The organism is Chitinophaga pollutisoli, from assembly GCF_038396755.1.
In the GTDB taxonomy this organism is placed as follows: domain Bacteria; phylum Bacteroidota; class Bacteroidia; order Chitinophagales; family Chitinophagaceae; genus Chitinophaga; species Chitinophaga pollutisoli.
On the sequence record NZ_CP149822.1, the window covers coordinates 3223587 to 3244711 of the forward strand.

The 21125-nt window shown below is 53.4% G+C and carries 28 protein-coding genes; 14 read left to right on the top strand and 14 right to left on the bottom strand.

All coding sequences use genetic code 11. From position 1 onward, the window contains the following. Nucleotides 1-86: 86 nt before the first annotated feature. The 8 genes from WJU16_RS13390 (at nt 87) to WJU16_RS13425 (ending at nt 6649) form a co-directional block, all read left to right on the top strand. On the top strand, nt 87-1709 hold the full coding sequence (locus WJU16_RS13390; RefSeq protein ID WP_341834006.1) for a M20/M25/M40 family metallo-hydrolase: 1623 nt from the start codon (nt 87-89) through the stop codon (nt 1707-1709). Nucleotides 1710-1731: 22 nt separating this feature from the next. Then, complete coding sequence (locus WJU16_RS13395; RefSeq protein ID WP_341834007.1) at nt 1732-2112, top strand: hypothetical protein; 381 nt, start codon at nt 1732-1734, stop codon at nt 2110-2112. A 75-nt stretch (nt 2113-2187) separates the two neighbouring features. Next, entirely contained in the window at nt 2188-2874 is a 687-nt protein-coding gene (locus WJU16_RS13400) for an NrtR DNA-binding winged helix domain-containing protein (protein ID WP_341834008.1), read from the top strand. A 350-nt stretch (nt 2875-3224) separates the two neighbouring features. Continuing rightward, nucleotides 3225-3617 carry a hypothetical protein gene (locus tag WJU16_RS13405; protein ID WP_341834009.1) on the top strand — a complete coding sequence of 131 codons (393 nt, stop codon included), beginning with the start codon at nt 3225-3227 and terminating at the stop codon, nt 3615-3617. Nucleotides 3618-3869: 252 nt separating this feature from the next. Beyond that, nucleotides 3870-4301 (top strand): hypothetical protein, encoded by a 432-nt coding sequence (locus tag WJU16_RS13410; RefSeq protein WP_341834010.1) that lies wholly within the window; start codon nt 3870-3872, stop codon nt 4299-4301. 133 nt (nt 4302-4434) lie between these two features. Next, a complete protein-coding gene (locus tag WJU16_RS13415) occupies nt 4435-4968 on the top strand; it encodes a hypothetical protein (protein WP_341834011.1) in 534 nt (177 codons plus the stop codon). A gap of 19 nt (nt 4969-4987) precedes the next feature. After that, complete coding sequence (locus WJU16_RS13420) at nt 4988-5461, top strand: hypothetical protein (protein ID WP_341834012.1); 474 nt, start codon at nt 4988-4990, stop codon at nt 5459-5461. Nucleotides 5462-5584: 123 nt separating this feature from the next. Further along, nucleotides 5585-6649 (top strand): hypothetical protein, encoded by a 1065-nt coding sequence (locus tag WJU16_RS13425; protein ID WP_341834013.1) that lies wholly within the window; start codon nt 5585-5587, stop codon nt 6647-6649. 88 nt (nt 6650-6737) lie between these two features. Here WJU16_RS13425 and WJU16_RS13430 read toward each other — a convergent pair whose 3' ends face one another. From WJU16_RS13430 to WJU16_RS13440, 3 genes are all read right to left on the bottom strand, one after another. Beyond that, nucleotides 6738-6869 (bottom strand): hypothetical protein, encoded by a 132-nt coding sequence (locus tag WJU16_RS13430; protein ID WP_262509823.1) that lies wholly within the window; start codon nt 6867-6869, stop codon nt 6738-6740. Nucleotides 6870-6956: 87 nt separating this feature from the next. Further along, on the bottom strand, nt 6957-7664 hold the full coding sequence (locus tag WJU16_RS13435; protein WP_341834014.1) for a DUF4377 domain-containing protein: 708 nt from the start codon (nt 7662-7664) through the stop codon (nt 6957-6959). A gap of 162 nt (nt 7665-7826) precedes the next feature. Continuing rightward, the gene (locus WJU16_RS13440) at nt 7827-7991 is read right to left on the bottom strand and encodes a hypothetical protein (RefSeq protein WP_341834015.1); all 165 of its coding nucleotides are present in this window, start codon (nt 7989-7991) and stop codon (nt 7827-7829) included. Between the two features lie 793 nt (nt 7992-8784). On the opposite strand from WJU16_RS13440, the gene WJU16_RS13445 reads away from it, so the two are divergent. Then, a complete protein-coding gene (locus tag WJU16_RS13445; RefSeq protein ID WP_341834016.1) occupies nt 8785-9336 on the top strand; it encodes a CAP domain-containing protein in 552 nt (183 codons plus the stop codon). Nucleotides 9337-9534: 198 nt separating this feature from the next. After that, entirely contained in the window at nt 9535-10083 is a 549-nt protein-coding gene (locus WJU16_RS13450; RefSeq protein WP_341834017.1) for a CAP domain-containing protein, read from the top strand. Nucleotides 10084-10087: 4 nt separating this feature from the next. Here WJU16_RS13450 and WJU16_RS13455 read toward each other — a convergent pair whose 3' ends face one another. Together WJU16_RS13455 and WJU16_RS13460 are read right to left on the bottom strand one after the other, a co-directional pair. Further along, nucleotides 10088-10342, bottom strand: coding sequence for a hypothetical protein (locus WJU16_RS13455; RefSeq protein ID WP_341834018.1), 255 nt, complete (start codon nt 10340-10342; stop codon nt 10088-10090). Between the two features lie 9 nt (nt 10343-10351). Beyond that, nucleotides 10352-11119 carry a GH25 family lysozyme gene (locus tag WJU16_RS13460; protein ID WP_341834019.1) on the bottom strand — a complete coding sequence of 256 codons (768 nt, stop codon included), beginning with the start codon at nt 11117-11119 and terminating at the stop codon, nt 10352-10354. Between the two features lie 121 nt (nt 11120-11240). Here WJU16_RS13460 and WJU16_RS13465 point away from each other — a divergent pair, with 121 nt between their 5' ends. Beyond that, on the top strand, nt 11241-12272 hold the full coding sequence (locus WJU16_RS13465; protein ID WP_341834020.1) for a radical SAM/SPASM domain-containing protein: 1032 nt from the start codon (nt 11241-11243) through the stop codon (nt 12270-12272). Nucleotides 12273-12305: 33 nt separating this feature from the next. Here the strand turns inward: WJU16_RS13465 and WJU16_RS13470 are convergent, their stop codons facing one another. From WJU16_RS13470 to WJU16_RS13480, 3 genes are read right to left on the bottom strand one after another with little or no spacing between them, the layout of a single operon-like run. After that, nucleotides 12306-12674, bottom strand: coding sequence for a hypothetical protein (locus tag WJU16_RS13470; protein WP_341834021.1), 369 nt, complete (start codon nt 12672-12674; stop codon nt 12306-12308). 17 nt (nt 12675-12691) lie between these two features. Beyond that, nucleotides 12692-13102, bottom strand: coding sequence for a hypothetical protein (locus tag WJU16_RS13475; protein WP_341834022.1), 411 nt, complete (start codon nt 13100-13102; stop codon nt 12692-12694). A gap of 23 nt (nt 13103-13125) precedes the next feature. Continuing rightward, complete coding sequence (locus WJU16_RS13480) at nt 13126-13320, bottom strand: hypothetical protein (protein ID WP_341834023.1); 195 nt, start codon at nt 13318-13320, stop codon at nt 13126-13128. A 213-nt stretch (nt 13321-13533) separates the two neighbouring features. Here WJU16_RS13480 and WJU16_RS13485 point away from each other — a divergent pair, with 213 nt between their 5' ends. Further along, nucleotides 13534-14607, top strand: a complete 1074-nt coding sequence (locus tag WJU16_RS13485; RefSeq protein WP_341834024.1) for an AI-2E family transporter — start codon at nt 13534-13536, stop codon at nt 14605-14607. Between the two features lies 1 nt (nt 14608). On the opposite strand, the gene nadD is transcribed toward WJU16_RS13485, so the two are convergent. The 5 genes from nadD to paaA are packed head-to-tail and all read right to left on the bottom strand — an operon-like array spanning nt 14609 to nt 17848. Then, nucleotides 14609-15178: a nicotinate (nicotinamide) nucleotide adenylyltransferase gene (nadD, locus tag WJU16_RS13490; protein ID WP_341834025.1), complete on the bottom strand. Its 570-nt coding sequence runs from the start codon at nt 15176-15178 to the stop codon at nt 14609-14611. Between the two features lie 27 nt (nt 15179-15205). Continuing rightward, nucleotides 15206-15691, bottom strand: coding sequence for a 1,2-phenylacetyl-CoA epoxidase subunit PaaD (paaD, locus tag WJU16_RS13495; RefSeq protein ID WP_341834026.1), 486 nt, complete (start codon nt 15689-15691; stop codon nt 15206-15208). 6 nt (nt 15692-15697) lie between these two features. Next, nucleotides 15698-16462, bottom strand: coding sequence for a 1,2-phenylacetyl-CoA epoxidase subunit PaaC (paaC, locus tag WJU16_RS13500; protein ID WP_341834027.1), 765 nt, complete (start codon nt 16460-16462; stop codon nt 15698-15700). Further along, nucleotides 16449-16835, bottom strand: coding sequence for a hypothetical protein (locus WJU16_RS13505; protein ID WP_341834028.1), 387 nt, complete (start codon nt 16833-16835; stop codon nt 16449-16451). Before WJU16_RS13505 ends, paaC begins: the two co-directional genes overlap by 14 nt. Before the next feature lie 17 nt (nt 16836-16852). Next, complete coding sequence (gene paaA / locus WJU16_RS13510; RefSeq protein ID WP_341834029.1) at nt 16853-17848, bottom strand: 1,2-phenylacetyl-CoA epoxidase subunit PaaA; 996 nt, start codon at nt 17846-17848, stop codon at nt 16853-16855. A 116-nt stretch (nt 17849-17964) separates the two neighbouring features. Between paaA and WJU16_RS13515 the strand changes: the two genes are divergently transcribed. Then, nucleotides 17965-18579, top strand: a complete 615-nt coding sequence (locus WJU16_RS13515; protein ID WP_341834030.1) for a hypothetical protein — start codon at nt 17965-17967, stop codon at nt 18577-18579. Nucleotides 18580-18668: 89 nt separating this feature from the next. Continuing rightward, a complete protein-coding gene (locus tag WJU16_RS13520; RefSeq protein ID WP_341834031.1) occupies nt 18669-20102 on the top strand; it encodes a S41 family peptidase in 1434 nt (477 codons plus the stop codon). A gap of 51 nt (nt 20103-20153) precedes the next feature. Here the strand turns inward: WJU16_RS13520 and WJU16_RS13525 are convergent, their stop codons facing one another. Next, the gene (locus WJU16_RS13525) at nt 20154-21044 is read right to left on the bottom strand and encodes a M20/M25/M40 family metallo-hydrolase (RefSeq protein WP_341834032.1); all 891 of its coding nucleotides are present in this window, start codon (nt 21042-21044) and stop codon (nt 20154-20156) included. Nucleotides 21045-21125 lie beyond the last annotated feature (81 nt).

The window sequence follows — 21125 nt, forward strand, 5'->3', positions numbered from 1 at the left end:
CCGGAAGCCTCCGGCCAGACAATCCCATGATAAATAATGAGTTCATCCCGGCTATTCGTCTTATTTTTGCCCCAAAACCCATCGGAGTGAAAAAGCTTTACCTCATCCTGCCCCTGGCTGGTTTGGCGCTCACCGCCTACCCCCAGAAAAAAGCGGACCGAAAAACCCTCGGGAACCTCCAGGCACACGTAGCCTATCTCGCATCCGACAAGCTCGAAGGCCGCCGGACCGGCACCGCCGGCGAGCAACTCGCGGCCGAATACATCTCCCAGCAGATGAAAATCATCGGCCTGGCGCCCAAAGGGACCGACGGGTACCTGCAAACATTCATCGTCCGCGAAGGGCTCGAAGCCGGCCCCAACGCCCGCTTCTCCATCAACGGCAATGCCCTCCGGCCAGGTGAACAATTCCTCCCCCTGCCTTTCAGCGCCCGTAAAAGCGCCAAAGGCGACGTGCTCCCGGGCGTCAACGAAATCGACAACGTCTGGCTCATCGACGTACAAAAATCCAAAGACGAAATAAATCCCCACGCCTCACCACTGGAATTCTACCTGAAAAAGACCAAAGCTGCCATTGAAAGCCATGCCACCGGCATCGTATTCTTCAACGGCGGGGAAGACCTCCAAACCGCCAGCCAGTGGCTCGACCTCCCCCACGAAACCCTGTCCATCCCCGCCATCTGGGTAGGAGCAGACGGGAGCAAGGCGCTATCGGCCGACGATGCCAACGGCTTCCAGCTGGAGCTCCAGGCCGAACTGGTACCGTCCAGGCGCACGGGTACCAATGTAATCGGGTACATCGATAACGGCGCCCCCGCCACGGTAGTCATCGGCGCGCATTACGACCATTTGGGTTATGGTGAAGACCGAAACTCCATGTCCCCCGATGAAAAATCGATCCACAACGGGGCCGACGACAATGCTTCCGGCACCGCCGCCCTCCTGGAAGTAGCGCGGTTGCTGAAGGAATCCAAACTCAAGAGCGCCAATTACGCCATCGTCGCCTTTTCCGGCGAAGAACTGGGACTGTTCGGCAGTAAATATTTCGCGGAAAAAGGCCCTGTACCCATGCAGCAGGTGAATTACATGGTGAATATGGACATGGTGGGCCGGCTGTCGGCCGAGAAAGGGCTGCAGATTGGCGGTTATGGCACTTCCCCTTCCTGGGGCCAGGTGGTGCCGGCCGCGTTGCCGAAAGGGCTGAAGGTAAGTTACGACTCTTCCGGCCTGGGGCCCTCCGACCATGCTTCGTTTTACCTGAAAAACGTGCCCGTGCTGTTTTTCTTTACCGGCACCCACGGCGATTACCATAAACCCGGCGATGATGCGGAAAAGATTAATTACGACGGGCAGCTGACCATCGTAAAAACCGTATACGGCGTTATCGAAAAAACGAACGGCAAACCCAAACTGGCTTTCAGCAAAACGCGCGACCCGCAACCCATGACAGGCAACGGTTTCACCGTAACACTCGGCATTATGCTCGATTATACCTACAACGGTGGCGCCAAAATAGAAGCCGTGCGCGACGGGAAGCCCGCCAAAGCGGCCGGCATCCTCGCGGGAGACGTGATCGTGCAACTGGGCGAATACCCCGTTACCGACGCCATGACCTATACAAAGGCCCTCGGTACTTTCAAAGCGGGCGACAGCACCACGGTGAAAGTGAAGCGCGGAAGCGAGGAGAAAGTATTTGACATTCAATTTTAAGCCCATTTTTTTATCTTGCGGCATGCGTTATATATATATGGCCGCGGCCCTGCTGGCATTTTCGTGCAACCAGGTACGTGAGCAAACGGATACCACGAATTACCAGGTGATAGGAGAGAAGTGCTACGTGCTGCGCCAGCATCCGCTGCAAGACAGTGCCGTGAGCATCGCGAAAGACAGTATCGTGCAGTATCTGGACGGCCAGGGTTTCACCGCCAAATTCATTGAAAAAGATAGTCTGATGTTCCAGCGGGCCAACGGCCAGCAGGTGGCGATCATATTGCCCACGGCGCAGAACGCGTGGGAGTCGAATGCGATTATCGTGTTCGACCCGCAAAAAAACCCTTTGTTCGTGAACCTGCACAAGGGCACGGCACAGGTGAGACAGTACGCCGGACAGTAAGCCACATTATCCCGACAGCAGACACTAACAGACAGTAGCCAACATCAAACCCTTAGAATATCCTAATCCCTGACCATGCATCAACACATACGGGTGACGGCGGAAGCCGTCGTACTCCGGTACTCTTCCAAAGAAGGCATGATGGTGTTGCTGACCAAGCGCACTATTCCGCCGCATATATTTAAATGGGGCCTTCCGGGAGGATTCGTCCATAACGACGAGCCCCTCGAGGCCTGCGTGCACCGTGAATTGAAAGACGAAACAGGCCTTCGGGCCAATTACCTGGAGCAGATGAGCACCTGGGGGAATCCCGACCGGGATCCCCGGGGCCGCGTGTTGTGTGTGGCGCACCTGGCGCTCATCCGGCATTCGGCGAGCAAGATCGTGCTGGGCGCTGGCACGAAAGAATCCAAATGGTACCCGGTCCGGGAGTTGCCGGTGACCGCGTTCGACCATGCGGAGATCGTAGCTGCAGCGATCGATCACCTGCGGGTGCGGTTGCATACGGAGCCGCTGGCTTTCGAAATGCTGGACGAGAAGTTCCCGGTTTCGGAGTTGGAGAAGTTGTATGAATGGGTGTACGACCGGTCAGTGGACCGCCGGAATTTCCAGAAAAAGATCAACGGTCTTGGTTTGCTGGCGGCCCGTCCGGAGAAGTTGAAGCACCCTTTGCAGGGGCGTCCGGCGCAATTATACAGCTTCAACCGGGAGAAGTTCCTGGAGTTGAAGGAAAGCGGGGCACCGGTGGAGATTTTCTCGTAATAAATTCATTATCAATTTTTATTGGCTTTTACACAAATTGATTTTTAAAGATTTCGAGAAAATACCCAATTTGTGTATTAGCAACATAAATTGTATTGAAATCCTTTACTGCAAAGGGTTTGCAATATCAAGCGACAAAATGCTGGAAATAACCTAATTGGAGCAGATTGCCTGACATTATCCAACCTTCTCCGCGATGAAAAATCAAACCGCATTCGTTTTTGCTTTGGGCAACCGGCATGCCGTTCACCGGGATGGTGCTGGCCAGTCAATTGGCGTTTGCCTGTAACCTGGTTTGGGGATGGATACGTGGGAAACAGCTTGCCTAAAATGAAAGTACATATTCGCATATGCAAATAATCAAGCCTTTTACCGCGCTTACTATTTTGGGGTTGCTGCTGGTAACAGGAGGAATCGTGTCGCTGTTCATGACCCGATCATTTGCCGAAAAAGAATATTGGTTCGCCGTATTTCTATTTTCTGCAACTGCCGGATTACTTCTTTTCCTGGAAGCATTCGTCTACCACTATACGAAAAGCTACCGGCAAATTCCCTGGTTGGCTGTTATTCATATCGGGTGCTGGGGGCTGGCCGTATTACTGATCTGGGGTAAGATCATCACAGACCGCTTCGCATCCGGTCTTCCAATTTATTTATACATCAGTATCCTTTCCATCGGGCATCTGGCTTTTGGCGTTAACCTGGTTGCGGGTTTTGTTCGCGGCAAGCAAATCAAGACGTGAGTCTCCATAATTTATTGCAATTCAATTTAAATGGCGTTTTGCACAAATTATATATTTGATTTTCAATAAAAATGGCGCATTTGCGTATCCCAAACGCAATTGACGTTAAAATCCTTTACCAGTAAGCATTTCCGATAAACACTATTATTCTCCGCGAATCACGGGTTACGATCATCACCAGGGATGACGGCGCTCACCGGAAACGTGACGTTGGTGCGGTAATTTGGGTGGAAAGAACTCAATACCCTATCCATGAGCACACTTCACTTCTTTACGCGTCCGCACGTTCAATTGCTTTTGTTTTCGCTGGCCTGCATCATTTGGGGCGAAAATTTCGCATCGCTGGAAGCATTGATAACGGATGCGCATACACATTGGTATTGGCCGAACGTGTACGGCTATATGTCGGCAGTGTTATTGGCCGAAGCGGTCATTTATTGGCTGGCGGCGCGTTTTCTCCAATGGCCCTGGATGCAGCATTTCCATATTGCCACGATGTTATTGTTCGCGGCGGTGATGTGGCTGTTTGAATTCATGGGACAACACCCGGGATCTTCGATGCAACCGGGTTCGTTCGCCGTTCTTTGCATCGTCCAATACCTCCTGCTGGCGGGGCACCTGGCCTTTTTTACACATATCACGGCGGGTATTATCATTGGTCGCACAATACCCGCCAGATCCTGATCCGGATTTTTCCACTGTGCATATTTCGGCGGCGCAGCCGTCCGGTTGAAATGACCGGTTTCTTTATTTTTGCTTCGCAGCGATTTGATAATTGCTATATAAAACCGCTTGCGCGAAACAAAAATCCGTACCTATGAAACACCTGCTGGTTACTTCGGCACCCCTCTTTCATTTCCAAAAACAACAGCCCCGTTCCGCTATCCTTCGCCGGCTCCTCCGGCCGGAAGCGCTATTGTCCATTTCAGCAGCGCTATTCCAGATCCGGCACTGGAGCTTCCAAAGCCACGGGCTTCGCCTCCGCAGCGACACCGCCGATTTCGTCACCACCATCGTTTTCGATAACTGGTATTCCCCATTTGCACTCACAGCGCTCTTAACGGCTGGAGCCTTCTGGCTCGCGCGGAAGTTTCCCGAACGCAAGTGGCTCCCGTTTGTAAGTTTCATCACCGTTTTAGCTATCCCGCTATTGGCATACAAAATCATCTCCATTTACAGGGTCACGTATTTCACCGGGAATTCCACATTTTTCATCGCCGGAACCGCATTTTGGAAATTTATGCTGAATGGCTCGCTGATAGCGGTTTTCGGAGCCTTTGGAACCGGGCAGGCGATTTATCTGTCCAGGCTGGCGGCATCTTATACGAAAGGTGTTAAATTCGATACATGAAAAATCCCCAAATTTCATCATGAATAAACTGCAAATGTTCCGAAAACTCCTCCGACCGGAAGCGCTCCTGGTTCTCATGGCCGTTTTCTTCTACATCCGGCAACTGATGGCGGGAAAAGAAGGGTACACCATCCACTTTCATGACACCTTTTACTTGATCCGGTGGCCTTGGTGGTTTGCGCCCGGCGCCATGCTCCTCCTCCTATTGGCCTTCATTTACCGGCAAACGCGCAACTACCGCCAAATCCAATCCCTGCAGTATTTCCATGTGCTGAGCTTTATTGTCGTACCGGTATTGACGTGGATGCTTTCCCCGGGCTTCCAGCCGGAGGTGCTATCCGGGCATCAAAACGGCTCCTTCACGCCTAAAACATATCTGCCTTACTTAGGGTTGGTCATGTTATTATTCCTCGCCCTCGGCCAAACCGCGTTTCTCGCCAACCTCGCTATCGGGTTCATCCGGGGTAAAAAAAGCGCCGGCCCGGTACAATAACGCATTTGCGCCGCGGTGTCCGTTTTTTTTGCATCTTGCGGGCCTATGCGTAAAGTTGTTTCTGTCCTGACAATGTGTTTGTTTACTTCGGGCCTCCAGGCCCAGGATTCCATTGACTCCCTCATGGCCGCACGAAAACGCTCGTTCCTCCCCGTTCCTGTGCTGGGCTATTCCCCGGAAAAAGGGCTGGAATTTGGCGTGGTGGCGCTTTACAGCTATTACGGCGATAAAAAGAACCCTCACCCGCGGACGCGCAATTCCTCCGCCAGTGTACTTTCCACATTTACCACCAACAGCCAGTTCAAAATCGACCTCCGCTTCGAAAACTGGACCCGCGACAATCTCTGGCACATCCGGACCAACTTCCGGTACCACGACTTCCCGCTATATTTCTTTGGCATTGGCGATACCACGCATTACGACAACCGGACGCTGGTGGGCAACCGCCGCTACAAGGTGTCCGCGGAAGCCGAACGCCGCGTGTCCCGGCACTTTTACGCCGGGATGTCCCTGCTTTTCCAGCACGACAAATATGATGCAGAAGACCCCAAGGGCGTGTATCCCTCCATGAACCTGATCGATAAATCGGGCGGATATTACACCTTCATCGGTGCCACCGGCATTTTCGACAACCGCGACAACCAGAATTATACGACCAAAGGCTCGTTCGTTCGCCTGAATGTTTCCTGGGCGCCGGACTTCTTCAGCTCCAGGGCGCTGTGGCGGCTCGAGGGCAGGGCCAGCCACTTCATCCCGCTGTCGAAGAAAAGCACGCTGGGGCTGAATGGCTACGCCGTGTCTACCCAGGGAGATGTGCCGTTTTATATGATGGGGGAGATGGGGAATGATAACATCATGCGGGGCTACTACACCGGCCGTTACCGCGACAAAAATTACGTTGCAGCGCAGGCCGAGTATCGATATTTCCTGGATCCCGGCATCCGGATCAAATTCTGGTTCATCGACACACATCCCACTTTCGCGCTGGCGGGTTTTGCCGGGGCGGGGAGCGTTTTTTCCAACCGCAATATCGACGTTAATCTGAAACCGAACTATGGCGCGGGTATCCGCTGGTTTTACGATAAGAGCGCCCGCCTTACCGTGCGCCTCGATTACGGCATTGGTGAACAACGCGCCGGAGAGAAGCGCCAGGGCGGCTTCTACCTATCGATCGCGGAGGCATTCTAAGCTGATTTTCAAATTATTGGAGCAATAAAAAAGGCAGCTTCCTTTCGGGAAGCTGCCGTGTATGTAAGCTTTTGATTCTTCGGGGAAATTACGGTTTCACGTATTTCACCATCGCATACAGGAACATCAGACCAAACAGGATGATGAAAAACCAACAGCCATAGTGGCCGATCTTATTACCGATCTCGTAAAAGGAATTAAGGAAAACAGTCATCAACATGATATACAGTTTTAAGATTTCAGGGGGCAAGTTAGCGCATATTCCCCGGTTTTAAAAATTTCCCGGCGGGTTTATGACAACAATCAGCTATTTCTTCTTTTCCGATTTTACCGTTTCCACCAGTTTATACGCATACGCGCCTACGTCCTGCCGTGGCGGATCGTGCGGGATGCGGTTCACTTTCAACAGGTAAATATTTCCTTTTTCGAATTTGAAGCCTTCGATCTCGCCCATAAGTTTTTCCCATAAGTCAGGATCATCGACGTAACGGTCTCCGTATTGAACGGAATAGCATTTTACTTTACCGAAGCCCGGGCCGTCTTCGCATTCTTCTTCCGAGCTTACCCACACCAGCAGTTCTTTGGCAGCGGGTGCGGGCGGGTCTTTTTTCGTTAGCGTGAGGCCGTCGGAGCCGTAGGCGTCGCCGAGGTAAACGAGGGAGGAACCGTCTTGCCGAAAGATGAGCGTGTCTTTCGCGGGGTTGCCAGCGCCGACGGTAACGAGCGTGATGAGGATTTTACCGCTGTCGATCGTGCTCCAGTTACCCATTTGTATGATTTCCGGGGTGGAATTGAGGTAATCGGTGGACATTCTCGCATCGTTGGTGGAACGCAGGCTGAGGCCGATGAGGCGGCCGGGCGAGGAAGCGGCGGGCATATTGGCCTCGTAATAACCGTCCAGCGCGGGGATGGTGGCCTCAGTGGTTGTAGAATCCTTTGTGCCGGGCTTATTGCTGTTACCACAGGCGGTAAACGTGAGGGCGCCCGCCAGCAATAGCATCGTATGTGTATTCATGTAGTGGATTTATGCAAATAACAACAGAAAAAGGTTTGGGTTGAAGGAAGTTTTTAGTGCAGGAGGATGGTTTCCAGCCTGGGACTATTAAAAAGTCGCCCGGAGCGACCATTTTTTCTTGCACCGGGATGTTTTTGCCTTAGCGTTTTTGCAGGGTGGCTTTCACGGTAGGATGTGAAAGGTCGTGGAAGCGGAGGGGTTTGAGTGCGCAGATATCGATGCCCGCGGCGTGGTATTCCGCAGCCGCCAGGCTTCGAGGATGGTGACGCGGACAGGTTGCACGGCTTCCAGGACCATCCATCGGCCGTTGCCGTCGCGGTAGCGCATGCCGCAGTGGGTATATTCGGAAAACGTGGCGCGGCGGATGGCTTCGCATTGCGGGGATTGGCTGACCTGAAACCCAATTTCTCCTTCGTTGAAATTGTTTTGTGCGGAGTCGGCAAGCCCCGGGACGAGGGCGGCGAAATGAAAGGAGGCGGAACAAATACATGCCGGCGAATTGAATGGAAAAGGGATTGCAATTATACAAAAAGGGTGAAGACGAATTGGGGGAGAGGGGCCATTTGCGCCGGGCACTATGGAAACCCATTTTGGATTTTTGGTTCCCCGGATTTTACCTTTCGATGCCATTAACATATTCCCGTGTACATTTACCTGTCATACCTTTCCACATACAGATTAAGACGATCCGATATATACGACACAATAAAAATACATGGTTGTCCCGGATCCACCAGCATCTTCCCGCACAATAACATTTCCCCTACTCACATTCGTACAACTACACTTAATAATTATATTATATGTTTATTTTCAAGAATGAGCAGCAACCAATAATGAACCAATGATTTTTTGGAGAACCTAAACCCTACAGGCACCGTTATCAGCTTTACATCTTATTAACAATCAATTCATTAACAAAAATTTTACGGGTCAACATGCGGAAGTAAAGGGGGAACGGCTGTAACTTTGCATCAGCTTTTTAACCCAAATTATACCTGCACTTTAACCGGGTACACCTCATGGTGATTTTTGACCGCATCACGGAAAACCATTTGTTTTTGACCGCATCCACCCGAGAAGCCAACTTTTTTTGACGCTTTAAACCAGTTTTCTGATTATGTCAAGACATATGATGCGTCCCGCATTGGCGGGAATGGCAGCGCTTTGCCTGTTAGCGGCAGCCTGCACCAAGGAACCATTAGAAAGCATTACGCCTCCTCCTGCCATACCGGTGCAGGATACGACTTTCGCCATGAACAACCCGGTAAACGCCGCACTGCTGCTCACCCTGGTGAACGACATCCGCACCAAAGGCTGCAACTGCGGAGATTCCTTCTATGCGCCCGCGCCGCCCATCGCCTGGAACAAAGCACTGGAAAGGGCCGCGTACCTGCATAGCCTGGATATGAAAGAATTCAATTACTTCAGCCACGAAGACCGCAACGGGCAATCAGCCGGATTCCGCATTTCCAGCATGGGCTACACCTGGGCGGCGTGGGGAGAAAACATCGCGCTGGGCGTACTCAACGAAAAAACAGTCGTGAATGGCTGGTTCAATAGCATTACGCATTGTAAAGTGTTGATGAACAGCCGTTTTACAGAGATGGGTGTGGCAAAGGTGGGCAACTTCTGGAGCCAGGAACTGGCGGTACCCAGATCAGGCAAATAATGGCTTATACATACAGGTTTTCCATCATAGCGGATTGATTATTAATTTATTAATTTCGTTAACATAATTTTTGCATAGATTTACGGACAGCGGCTTATTTTTGAGTCCTGTTTCGTTTTTAGCCCTTCCTCTGAAAAGCCAACGTGCTTAACCTCCTCCTATCAAAGACCCAGTATCTGACATTCAAACACTGGGATTATGTTACCGAAAACGGTCCGCTTTATACCTGTATTCGCCGCGGTATGCCTGATGGCTTCCTGCGCAAAAGATGATCGCCTGCAACCTCGGGCGGCTGGCGCCGAAAAGCCGGGAGATCCGCCTACCGCCGTTGTCATCGAAAACAAGGCGAATAAAGACGTTGCGCTCCAGCTTGTCAACAACGCACGCGCCAAAGGCTGCCAGTGTGGCGATACCTGGATGCCACCCGTTTCGCCCGTGACCTGGAACGTACTGCTCGAACTCGCTGCCATTAAGCATTCTAAAGATATGCTCGACCGCAAATACTTCTCCCATAACAGCCCCGGCGGCGCCACGCCTTCGCAACGCATCACAGCAGAGGGTTACAACTATAACTGGTGGGGAGAAAACATTGCTACCGGACCGCAATCCGAGGCCGATGTGGTAAATGGCTGGCTGAACAGCCCGGGCCATTGTAAAAACCTCATGAGCGCAAACTTCCGGGAAATGGGCGTAGGCCGTACCGGCAACCTGTGGACGCAAGTGTTTGCCGCGCCAGCTGGCCGCTGATCCCTCACGGCGGCGGCATCTTCCTCCGCCACATCCGCCACAACAAATACACGAACCCCACGGAACTGAGCACCAGCCAGGTGTAGAAGCCACCCATGCGCATGGGCGTCGACTCCTCCGGAATCGCGAACCCCAGGTACAGCCCGAAAAAGATGTTGATCATCAGCCAGAACATCCCGTAAAAAACGGTACGCATGATCTTGATGAGAAACATCATCATCTGCCAGTCTGAATTTTTACGGGGATCTTCCTGTTCCATGCTATAAAGTTACGGAATGCACAATTTACGCAGCGCGGCGCTGTCGCCCCGAAAAACGTTGAAATCCACCATCGTCCGTATACCATTCACCCGCCCGATATCCGAATGTTGCCAGAACACCCAGTTGCGGGCGCTGCGGGGCCTTTCCTTCTGATAATAATGCGCCACCCAGAGCGGGTAATCATCGAATTCCTTCCCGAGATAGGTTTCGTAAAAGTGAATATTAGTGTAGATGATCGGCTTTACACCATATGCCTTTTCCATTTCCTCCAGCCAGATGCGCGCGGTGCTGCGGATCACGGCGGGCGTTTGGTTGTTGTGGACTTCGATATCCAGGACGGGAGGGAGGTCCCCCGGTTCGAGTTGCACCACATTTTTAAAGTTGATCGCCTGCTTGAGAGGGTCGCGGGTGGAGTAGAAGAAATGATACGCGCCCCGGATGATCCCCGCGTCGCGGGCTTTATCCCAGTTGCGGCGGAAGGTCGCGTCCTGCCGCGTAATGCCTTCCGTGGCTTTGATGAAGGCGAAGGAAATTTTGATATTGTCGACTTCCATCTGTTTCACCGCGCGCCAGTTCACATTTCCCTGGAACTTGGAAATATCGATGCCATGCACGGAATAATTAACAGGAATATCGATGCCGAATTCTTCGTAGCGGACGAAATTCGCGGGCTCCTGTTGCCGCAGGAGCCACCATACGCCGGCGATTGCGGCCAGCGTCAACAATACAACGATCAGGAAAAACGCGCGGAGGCGCCTCCGGTTCTTTTTAGCCACTGTTTGGGAAATTCTGTAGGTTGTCCTTGAAAAATCAGCAGCAAGTATAGGGCAATTTTCGCAAGCTTGCGCGAAAGCCCGGGATGTTGTTGTATTTTTATCGGCCAAACAAGGCCCTATTATGCCGAAACCGAATATCAACGACGCGCTCAACTTCCTTTCCAAGTTCACGCTCCGCAGAGCCTGGAACGCCGGCAAGGTGCTGGGCAGCTTTTATTATAGCAAGTGGCGCAAGAAACCCATCCAATGGGGTTATCCCATTTCGATCTCCTTCGAGCCCACCACTTCCTGCAACCTCCGCTGCCCGGAATGCCCCAGCGGGTTAAGAGCATTTACCCGCCCCACCGGGATGCTCGACAACCAGTTCTTCCGGCAAACGATCGACGAGCTGCACAAGGATCTCATGTACCTGATCTTCTATTTCCAGGGAGAACCGTACCTCAATACCGCGTTCCTCGACATGGTGCAATACGCTTCATCCAAAGGTATTTACACCGCCACTTCTACCAACGCCCACTACCTGACCGACGCGAATGCGAAGAAAACAGTGGAATCAGGGCTGGACAGGCTCATCATTTCTATCGACGGCACTACCCAGGACGTGTACACGCAATACCGTGTGGGCGGCCACCTAGAAAAAGTGATCGCCGGGGCTAAGAATATCGTGAAATGGAAAAAGGAGCTGAATTCGAAAAAGCCTTTCGTGTTCTTCCAGTTCCTGGTGGTGAAGCCGAACGAGCACCAAATAGAGGATGTGAAGAAGCTGGCGGCGGAAATCGGGGTCGACGAAGTGCGGTTCAAGACCGCGCAGGTATATGATTACGAAGAAGGCAACCGCCTTATCCCCACGATCGATAAATATTCCCGCTATCATAAGAACGACGACGGCACATATTCCATCAAAAACAAGATGGAAAACCATTGCTGGCGCCTCTGGCATTCGCCGGTGATCACCTGGGACGGGTTGGTGGTGCCGTGTTGTTTTGACAAGGACGCCACGCACCGGCTGGGCGACCTGAAGCAGAGTGATTTCAAAACCCTCTGGCACAACGAGCAATACGTCAACTTCCGCACCCAGCTGATCAAGGGCAGGAAACACATTGATATTTGCGCGAACTGTAGCGAAGGCACCCAGGTGTGGGGCAGCGCTTAAAGAGCGGAGCGTCCGGCATAGGCAGCGGGGAAATTATTCCCCGTCGGCGGCATCGGGTTCGGTGCCGTTTCTTTTTCTCCGGTGTCTTCTGTTCCGGATTTTGTTGAATAAGTTCACACCCAGCTTAACGCCGAGGAATTCCACCGCGCCGATGAGGATGTTGGTCAGCATCGATTTGCCCGTTCCCGACTTGAAAGCCGTTTTGGCGAGGCCGCCAACGATGCCGAGGACTCCGCTGCCGGCGATCCCGGGCACCACGGCATTCATGGCCATGGACTTGTAGTTGTCGCGCAGATGATCCACCCGCGCGCCTAGTTCGTCTTCCAGCCGGCGGCGCCTCCGCTGGAGGCGCTCCACTTCCTGGTCGAGCATTTCGATGTTTTTGATTTTAATTTTCGCCATGGGGGAGAGAGTAGTGTTTAGTCATTCACAGCCTGTTTTCTTGCTTCTCTTCTTTCTTCCGCGCGTTCGTCCATCTCTTCGATTTCTTCCACCAGTTCGGCCGCCAGCATATTGGCGAGCGGGCGCTGGATGAGGGATTTGCGGCCCACGAGCAGCACCACGAACAGCAACACGAAAACGCCTGCCGCGCAGCCGAAGCCGAGCGTCATGCTGCCAGTCTTTTCACCGATCCAGAAGCCGAGCACCATCCCAAGAAATACGACGACAAAGAAAAACAGCAGGAAAGCCATGATCAGCGAAAAGAATAATCCCATCGCTTTCGACAGCTTTCCTGCGGCCTGCAGTTTGATAATGTCCAGCCGGGTTTCAAGGTATTCCTTGGCCACCTTGCCGGTTTCCGAGAAGTAATTGGAAAAGTTATCTTCCATGCAATGTTTTTTTAGCGCGGGGCTTAGGTTAATTCGTTTTCAATAGCATCTTCCAGTTGCTGCTTTTTGTTGCGGAATTTATCCTTCAGCTTATCGGTCTGGTATTTCAGTTTACCTACCCATTCTTCCTTCTTGTCGGAATTCAGAAAATAACCAACGGCCACGCCCACGGCGGCGCCCACGATGAAAGAAACGACTGCTTTTGAATTTCTGCTCATGGTATGAGAGTTTTTTAGTGAAGTAATCGGGTTTCCTGGAGCTGGGGTGCCAATGCTCCATTTCGCTTTAAGGTTACAAAATTTGTTCCATAATTGTTCACATCCAACTGCGATTTGGTTAAATCAGCATTATTATTGCTTTTCATCCTTCCGGCGGCAGTTCTTTGCGGAACTGACAAAATGCCGTAGGTTTGAATAACACCCCTGAATCATATGAGTTACATCGATAACGACCGGCTGAAACAGATAGCGTTCCTGTTGATCATCACCTTCCTGGGCATCATCCTGTTCAAGGAATTATATGCATTTTTCCCCGGATTCCTCGGCGCCGTAACCCTTTACGTCCTCTCCCGCCGGTGGATGTTCCGCCTCGTGGAAGTCCGCAAATGGAAAAGGCCCCGGGCCGCGGCTGTGATCATGATCCTGTCTTTCCTCGTGTTCCTGCTTCCCATCGGCCTCCTCGTGAATATGCTCACCGCCAAAGTGGGATGGGCTATCAACCACTCGTCCGAACTGATCGAAGGGCTGAAAGGCATGAACGAAAAGCTCGTCAGCGCTACCGGCATCAACATTATGGCCGACGGGCGCCTGGCCAAATTGCAGGAATATATCACCAATGTGCTGCCCGGATTCCTCGGTGCCACGTTCAACACCCTCACGGCCGTGGCCATGCTTTATTTTATTCTCTATTTCATGCTGGTCAACGCCCGCGAAATGGAAGAAGCATTATGGGAATATATTCCCCTGAAAGATGAAAACGTGGAACTGCTCGCCAGCGAAATGAAAAATATGGTGGTGAGCAACGCCATTGGTATTCCGCTGATCGCTCTCATCCAGGGCGTTGTTTCCCTCATCGGGTACCTGATCTTCGGCGTTCCGGAGCCTGTTTTCTGGTTCGTGGTGACAAGTTTCACCGCCATGCTGCCCGTGATCGGCGCCGCCGCGGTGTACGTGCCCATGGGGATTTATCTCCTCGCCATCGGAAACACCTGGCAGGGCATTGCCGTACTGGTGTATGGGTTCGGGGTGGTGGGCACCTGCGACAACCTCTTCCGGATGATGCTGGCCAAGAAAATCGGCGACGTGCACCCGCTGATCACCATCTTCGGCGTCATTATCGGCGTGAGCCTGTTCGGGTTTGTGGGACTGATCTTCGGTCCCCTGCTCATCTCGCTTTTCATCGTCCTCATCCGTATCTACTCCAACGAATACCTCGTCAAGAAGCGCGAAGTGAAAGTCGTGAAAACGGCCCATTCAAAAGAAAAGGTCATGAAGAAAGACCAGTAAGCTATTTGTAGTAGTTATTTTCCTGGATATACTTCCATACGGCGTCCGGCACCATGTACCGGGCGCTTTTTCCTTCTTTTATGAGCTGGCGGATGCGGCTGCTGGATAATTCGAGCAGCGGCGCGTCCACGATCCTGCAATTGGCGCCGAAGGTGTCGGTAACGGGATGCTGCGAGCGGTTGTAAATATAGATTTCGTAGTTATCGAGCAGCTGCCGGTAATTCTTCCACCGCGGGATGTTCTGGAAACTATCGCTCCCCATGATCACGGCGAATTGCTGGGTGGGGAATTTTTCTGTGAGATAGGTGAGCGTATCGATGGTGAAGGAAGGACGGGGAAGGGAGAACTCGATATTGCTGACACGGAGCTTCGGCTCGCCGTCCACCGCCACCTCCGTGAGGTGCAGGCGGTGATGCTCGTTCAGCAGCGATGCGGATTCCTTCAACGGGTTGTGCGGCGACACGATGAGCCAGACCTTATCCAGGTCCGTGTTGTACGCCATGTAATTGGCGATGATCATGTGGCCGGTGTGCACGGGATTGAAGGATCCGAAATATAAACCGATTTTCATAACGGCAATATACAAGAAAATCCCACTTTACCCGAGCGGTTTGAAATGCTCGAAAACATATCCGCAGTTGCGGCAATAATGAATGGCCCTGCATAACGTGGAGCCGAAAGGGGAGCGGAGGTAAGTATTTTCGCTGTTGCAATGCGGGCATGCCGTATGCAGCTCTATTTCCGCACGCTCCTCACCCTGCTGCACCTGCGGCGGCGCGATGCCGAACTGCTTCAGCTTCTCGTGCGCTTCGGCTGACATGCGGTTGCTGTTCCACGTCGCTTCCTTGTCGATTTCCACCATCACTTTCGCATCCAGTTCCTTTTCCAGCGTACTGCGGATGTTTTGTTTGATGTAGTCGACGGCGGGGCAGGCGGAGAAGGTAGGGATCATCTTCACATGAACCCCTTCCTCCTCCACACGCACGCCCGTGATCATACCCAGGTCGATGACGGAAAGCACCGGGATTTCCGGGTCCATCACCTGCTCCAGGGCTTTGTAAATATCTTTTTCAGTGATTGGCATGATGCGTTACCAGGTGGCCTGCGGATCGGAGCGGAACACCGCGCCCATTTCCTCCAGCAGGGGTTGAAGATATTCGGTATGATATCCTTTCCGGCCGCCGTACTCCGGCGTTACGGACGATTCCGCCGGCAGGTTGAGCCCCGCGGCGGCACAGAGGTTATACACCCTGTCGAGCCACATCTCTTTCAGCTTCGTTTCCCCGGGGTAAATCCCTTCGGCTTCCAATATCGTCCCCGCTTCCTGATCCGGCTCAAAAATGCCGAGCGCGAGCGGGAAGCAGATGTTGAGGGCGGATTGCATCCGGGCGTAGCTTTCGTCGCCCGCGCGGCAAAGCTGCGTGATCCAGGCGTTGGCGTGGAGCGTGTGGTATTTGATCTCGCCTTTCAGCTTTTCGGCCAGTGGCCGCAACGGCGCAAAAGTGCTTTCGCGCAGCTGCTGGTAACGGATCGCCTCGGCATGGTCGAACAGGAAATGCCGCATGAGGCTGAAGTCGTATTCCCCGTTGGGATATTCCACGAAATGGCAGCAGCGGTAATCTTTTTCGTTCCGGAGGAAGGCGAAAGAATCGGGGTCTTCGCCGTTCAGCTCTTCCTGTAATATTCTGTACAGCGCCCAGGCGTGGCCGATTTTATCCTGCGCCATGGAAGAAAAAGCGATGTCTTCTTCCATGATGGGGCCGAGGCCGGTCCATTCAGAATTCCGGTGCCCCTGGATCAGGGCGTCGTCGGCCATGGCGGTGAGCATCCGGGCGAGGGCGTCATTTTTTGTCATGCGTGGATTTTTTGAACTGGTTGATTTTTTCCATCACCTTGAAGCCGCTGGCGTCGCGGTATGTTTTCTCGGCGTTGTTGGCGAACATGTCTTCGTCTTCCGCATTGAACGCCAGTATATCGGCGCTGCGTACCACCCAGAGGTTGACGCATTTTTTGCGGCGGGCGAACTGTTCTTTGGCGAAAACGAGCGCCAGCTGCGCGTTGGGGGCATGTACGCAGCCCACATGCTCGTGGTGCGCGCCGCGCTTTTCCTGGTGGAATACTTCGAACGAATTCCAGTTTTCGCCTTCCTGCACTTCTACCGGCTCGCCGGATTCGCGAAGCTGGAGGCGGTTTACGCGGGGGTCAAGGGAGTATTGCGGTTGGTCCATTTTTGATCAATTGTGTGTTAAGCGACCGGGGCGGTTTTTACGGCGCCGGGGTTCATGAGCGCTTTGCGCACCCATCTTCCGTGTTCTTCGGCCCATTGGCGCACCTGCAGACGCTCTGCGTTGCAGGGGCCGCCGCCATTGATGACTTTTTTAAACAGGTCCCAGTCCGGATCGGAGAAGCGCCATTTCCCGGTTTCGTCTTTCTGCAGCTCGGGGTCGGGAAGCGTCATGCCCAGTTCGCGGATTTTGGGAACGTACTGGTCGAGGAATTGATTGCGCATATCGTCGTTGCTCGCCATCTTCACCTTCCATTGCATCAGCTTTTCGCTATGGACGGAGGTTTTATCCGGCGGGCCGAAGAAGTGCATAATGGGTTGCCACCAACGGTTGAGCGCATCCTGCAGCATCTGTTTCTGCGCGGGGGTGCCCGTCGCCAGTTCAATGAAAGCGTCGTGCCCCTGTTTGAGGTGGAAGCTTTCTTCGTAGCAGATGCGTTCGAGCGCGCGGCAATAAGGCCCGTACGAGCCTTTCGCATTGGCGACCTGATTCACAATGGCGGCCGCATCAATGAGAAAACCGATCACGGTCACATCCGCCCAGGTTTCCGCCGGGTAGTTGAACACATTGGAATACTTGGATTTGCCGCTGAGGAGATCGTTGATCATGGCTTCGCGGCTTTTGCCGAGGGTTTCGGCGGCGTTGTAGAGCAGCTGTCCGTGCCCGATCTCATCCTGCACCTTGGCGATGAGCGCCAGTTTGCGTTTGAAGCCCGGCGCCCGGGTGATCCAGGTGCCTTCGGGCAATGCCCCGATGATCTCGGAATGGGCGTGCTGTTCGATGAGCCGGATCAGCTGGCGCCGGTATTCCGATGGCATCCAGTCGCCCGGTTCGATTTTTTCCCCTCTTGCGATGCGGGCTTCGAATTCGGCCAGCTTAACGGGGTCGTCGTGCAATTGCTCTTCTTTCAACTGCCGTTTATTGGGTTCGTCGAAAATGTATCCTCCACCGTACATAGGTGATTGTTTTGGTCTACCGTAAATTACGGATTTCCCCAGACCCGACCAATTTCCTTTCCCGTGGCGGCTTTCCGGATTTTTTGAAGTCAAATTGATTTGCGAACTTTAAGGATATGCGCTCCTTCTTCACCATGTTCCTGTCCCTGGCTCCCTTTGGTGTGCCGCCTTCGCCGCCGGTGGAGCGGACAGAAGTGCTGAAGGTCGTATTCACGGAAGACCTGCGCCCGTACGACATCACTTCCGACACGCTGTTCTACCACCAGGGCCATGCCTCCGCAACCGATTTCAGAGGGCTCCCCGGCACGGGGAAACGCTCCGACGCCGTCAGCTTCACCAGCTTCGGGTTCGACGGCACCACCCGCCGCTACCGCGACACGCTCGAAATCCGCCTCACCCTCCAGGTCTTCTGGGTGCGCTCCTCCTCCTGGACCCGCATCATGCCCCCTTCCCGCCACATCCTCACCCACGAACAACTTCACTTCGACATCACCCGCCTCGTCGCCGAACGATTCCGGAAAAAAGTGCTGTCTATGCCCATGACGATCGACGATCATGACAGCCGCATCCAATACGAATACCTCGAATCTTTCCGGGAAATGAACCGCCTCCAGGAAGCCTTCGACGATGAAGCCCTCCACGGCGCCAACGGCGTCGTCGAGGAACATTGGATACGCCGCATCCGCTCCGCCCTCCGGGAAGAAGGCGTGACGCCGCCGGAACTTCCCTGATTCCGCCGCCCGGCTTCCGGCCGATTTCCTATCTTTATAAAATATCCCACCCAGGATATACGTTTAATTTCCAACGCTTAAACCTCCTTATGAACAAGCTCCAGACGTTCGGCGCCTGCCTCGCAGCGGGAATCGCCCTCTTCACCCAGATCGCATGTAAAAAAAGTAACAAAAAAGACGATAACCCTGACGTCAACCAGTACAAACACGTCAACGACTGGATTTACCAAAACATGAAGGAGGTCTACTACTGGAACGACCAAATGCCCGCCAGCCCCAACTACGCCCAAATGCCTCCCGCGTTTTTCAGTTCGCTGCTGAAGCAACCGGAAGACCGTTACTCCTGGATCCAGGATAATTTCGAAGAACTGCTGGCCAGCCTTTCCGGTGTGACGAAAGAGTCCGGCATTGATTTCGACCTGTTTCCCATCACCGGCAACGGCGGCACTCTGATCGCAGGCATTATCAGTTATGTAAAGAAGGGCAGTCCGGCAGAAGCCGCGGGCATCGTGCGCGGCGACGTCTTTTTCCAGATAAGCGGCAAAACATTCCCGTATACCGGCCGGCAGGCTGAAGTAAACGCTTTCGTGGATGCCCTCGGCGCCAATCACAGCCTGGGGATCCGCAAGATGCTGAAAGGTTCGGATGGCCGCGACAGTATGTCCGACGCGCGCATTGTGCCTTTGACCGTAGTAGAATTCGCGGAAAACCCGGTGTACCTCGATTCCGTGTATACGATCGATGGCAAGAAGATCGGGTATTTCGTTTATAACTTTTTCGCGCCGGATAAAGGCGACGACAGTTTCGCCTACGACAACCAGGTAGACGCAGTATTTGGCCGCATGAAAGCCGCCGGTGTGCAGCATTTCATTCTTGACCTGCGCTACAACCCCGGCGGAGATGGCCGTTCTACCATCAACATCGGCAGTAACCTCGTAAAAGGCGCCGCGGCCGGCGACGAATTCTTCCACCGCAAATTCAACACCGCGTTCGAAGCCGCGCTCAAAGCGGAATACGGCGCAGATTACCCGATCAGCAAATTCACGGCCGAAGCGAACAACATCGGCAACCAGCTCACCGATCTGATCATCCTGACCTCTTCCGGAACGGCTTCCGCGAGTGAGTTGGTCATCAACGGGCTGCGCCCATATATGAACGTTTACCTCATCGGCGATACCACCGAAGGTAAAAACCTCGGTTCTTTCTCGATCTACGAGGAAAACGACGCGCGCAACAAATGGGGCATGCAGCCGATCGTGTCGCAGACGTTCAATAAACTCAACCAGAGCGATTATTCCGGCGGCTTCGCGCCTAACGAAAAATACCAGGAAACCCTTCATCTCGGCGTACTCGGCAGCATCGAAGAGCCCATGCTCGCCAAAGCGCTGACCCGCATCCTTGGCCACGCGCCCGCAGCCCGGAAAGCCGCGCCCGCAGGCAGCCGCACCATGATGAATAAAATCGGCACCAGCCGGAGCTTCAAAGCATACAGCGGCCGGATGACGGATCAGTTCCCCCGGTAATTCAATACTTTTTCCCATAAAAAAGGCGCCTCACCGGGCGCCTTTTTCAATTTATTTATCCATCTGCCGGACCACTTCCAGCACGGTGTTCGCCGCCTGGTAAAAGAAGGAAGGCTGGATGCGTGAAAACTCGTCGCTGGGCCGGTGGTAATCTGGATGATCCTCTACTCCAAAATAAATAAAAGGAATCTTTCGGGCATGGAACGCGCCCTGGTCGCTTTGCGACGTCCAGTCCTGGCTGCCGCTTCCGGGATTATCGTGCCCGGTGAGTAGTTTAATGCTCGAAGTGGCGGCGGCAGCGGTGATATAAGGTTTGAGTTGGGGATAATGGAAAGTACCGCAGGCGTAAAGTTCGTTTTTATCATTGCGGCTCACCATGTCAAGGTTGATATTGGCAACGATTTTCCCGATCGGCACGGGCGGGCGGGCCACGAATGCCCTCGCGCCCTGGAGCCCCATCTCTTCCGCGTCGAACGCGGCGAAAATGAGCGTGTATTTCGGCGGGTGTTTAGCGAACCATGCGGCGATCCCGAGGATGGCGGCCACGCCGGAAGCGTTATCATCGGCCCCGTTGTAAATGCTGTCCGCAACGCCCTGCGCATGTCGCGTGCCCACGTGGTCGTAATGCGCGGAAATGACGATCACGCTGTCGGATGTGCCGGGGATGTAGCCGTACAGATTGGTGCCCATGATACGCTCCGTGCCATGGGTGAAATAGAACGATTGTTCGAAGGTGCCCGACATGGGTTGGATGCCGGCTTGTTTGAAGCGGTCGAGCAGGTAGAATTGCGCCAGCCGGTTGCCTTTGGAGCCCGTGAGCCGGCCCATGAACTTGTCGGCGCTGAGGGTTTCCACGTCTTTCAGCAACCACGCGGAATCCACTTGCGCGCTGGTGGCGCTTGCCACAAAGGCGCAACAGATCAGGGTCAGGATTTTCTTCATCTGGATCGCATTTTCCCAAATGTAGCGAATACCGGCTGCTAAATCCGGCAGCGGCATAAAAAAACCGGCCCCTGTCAGGAG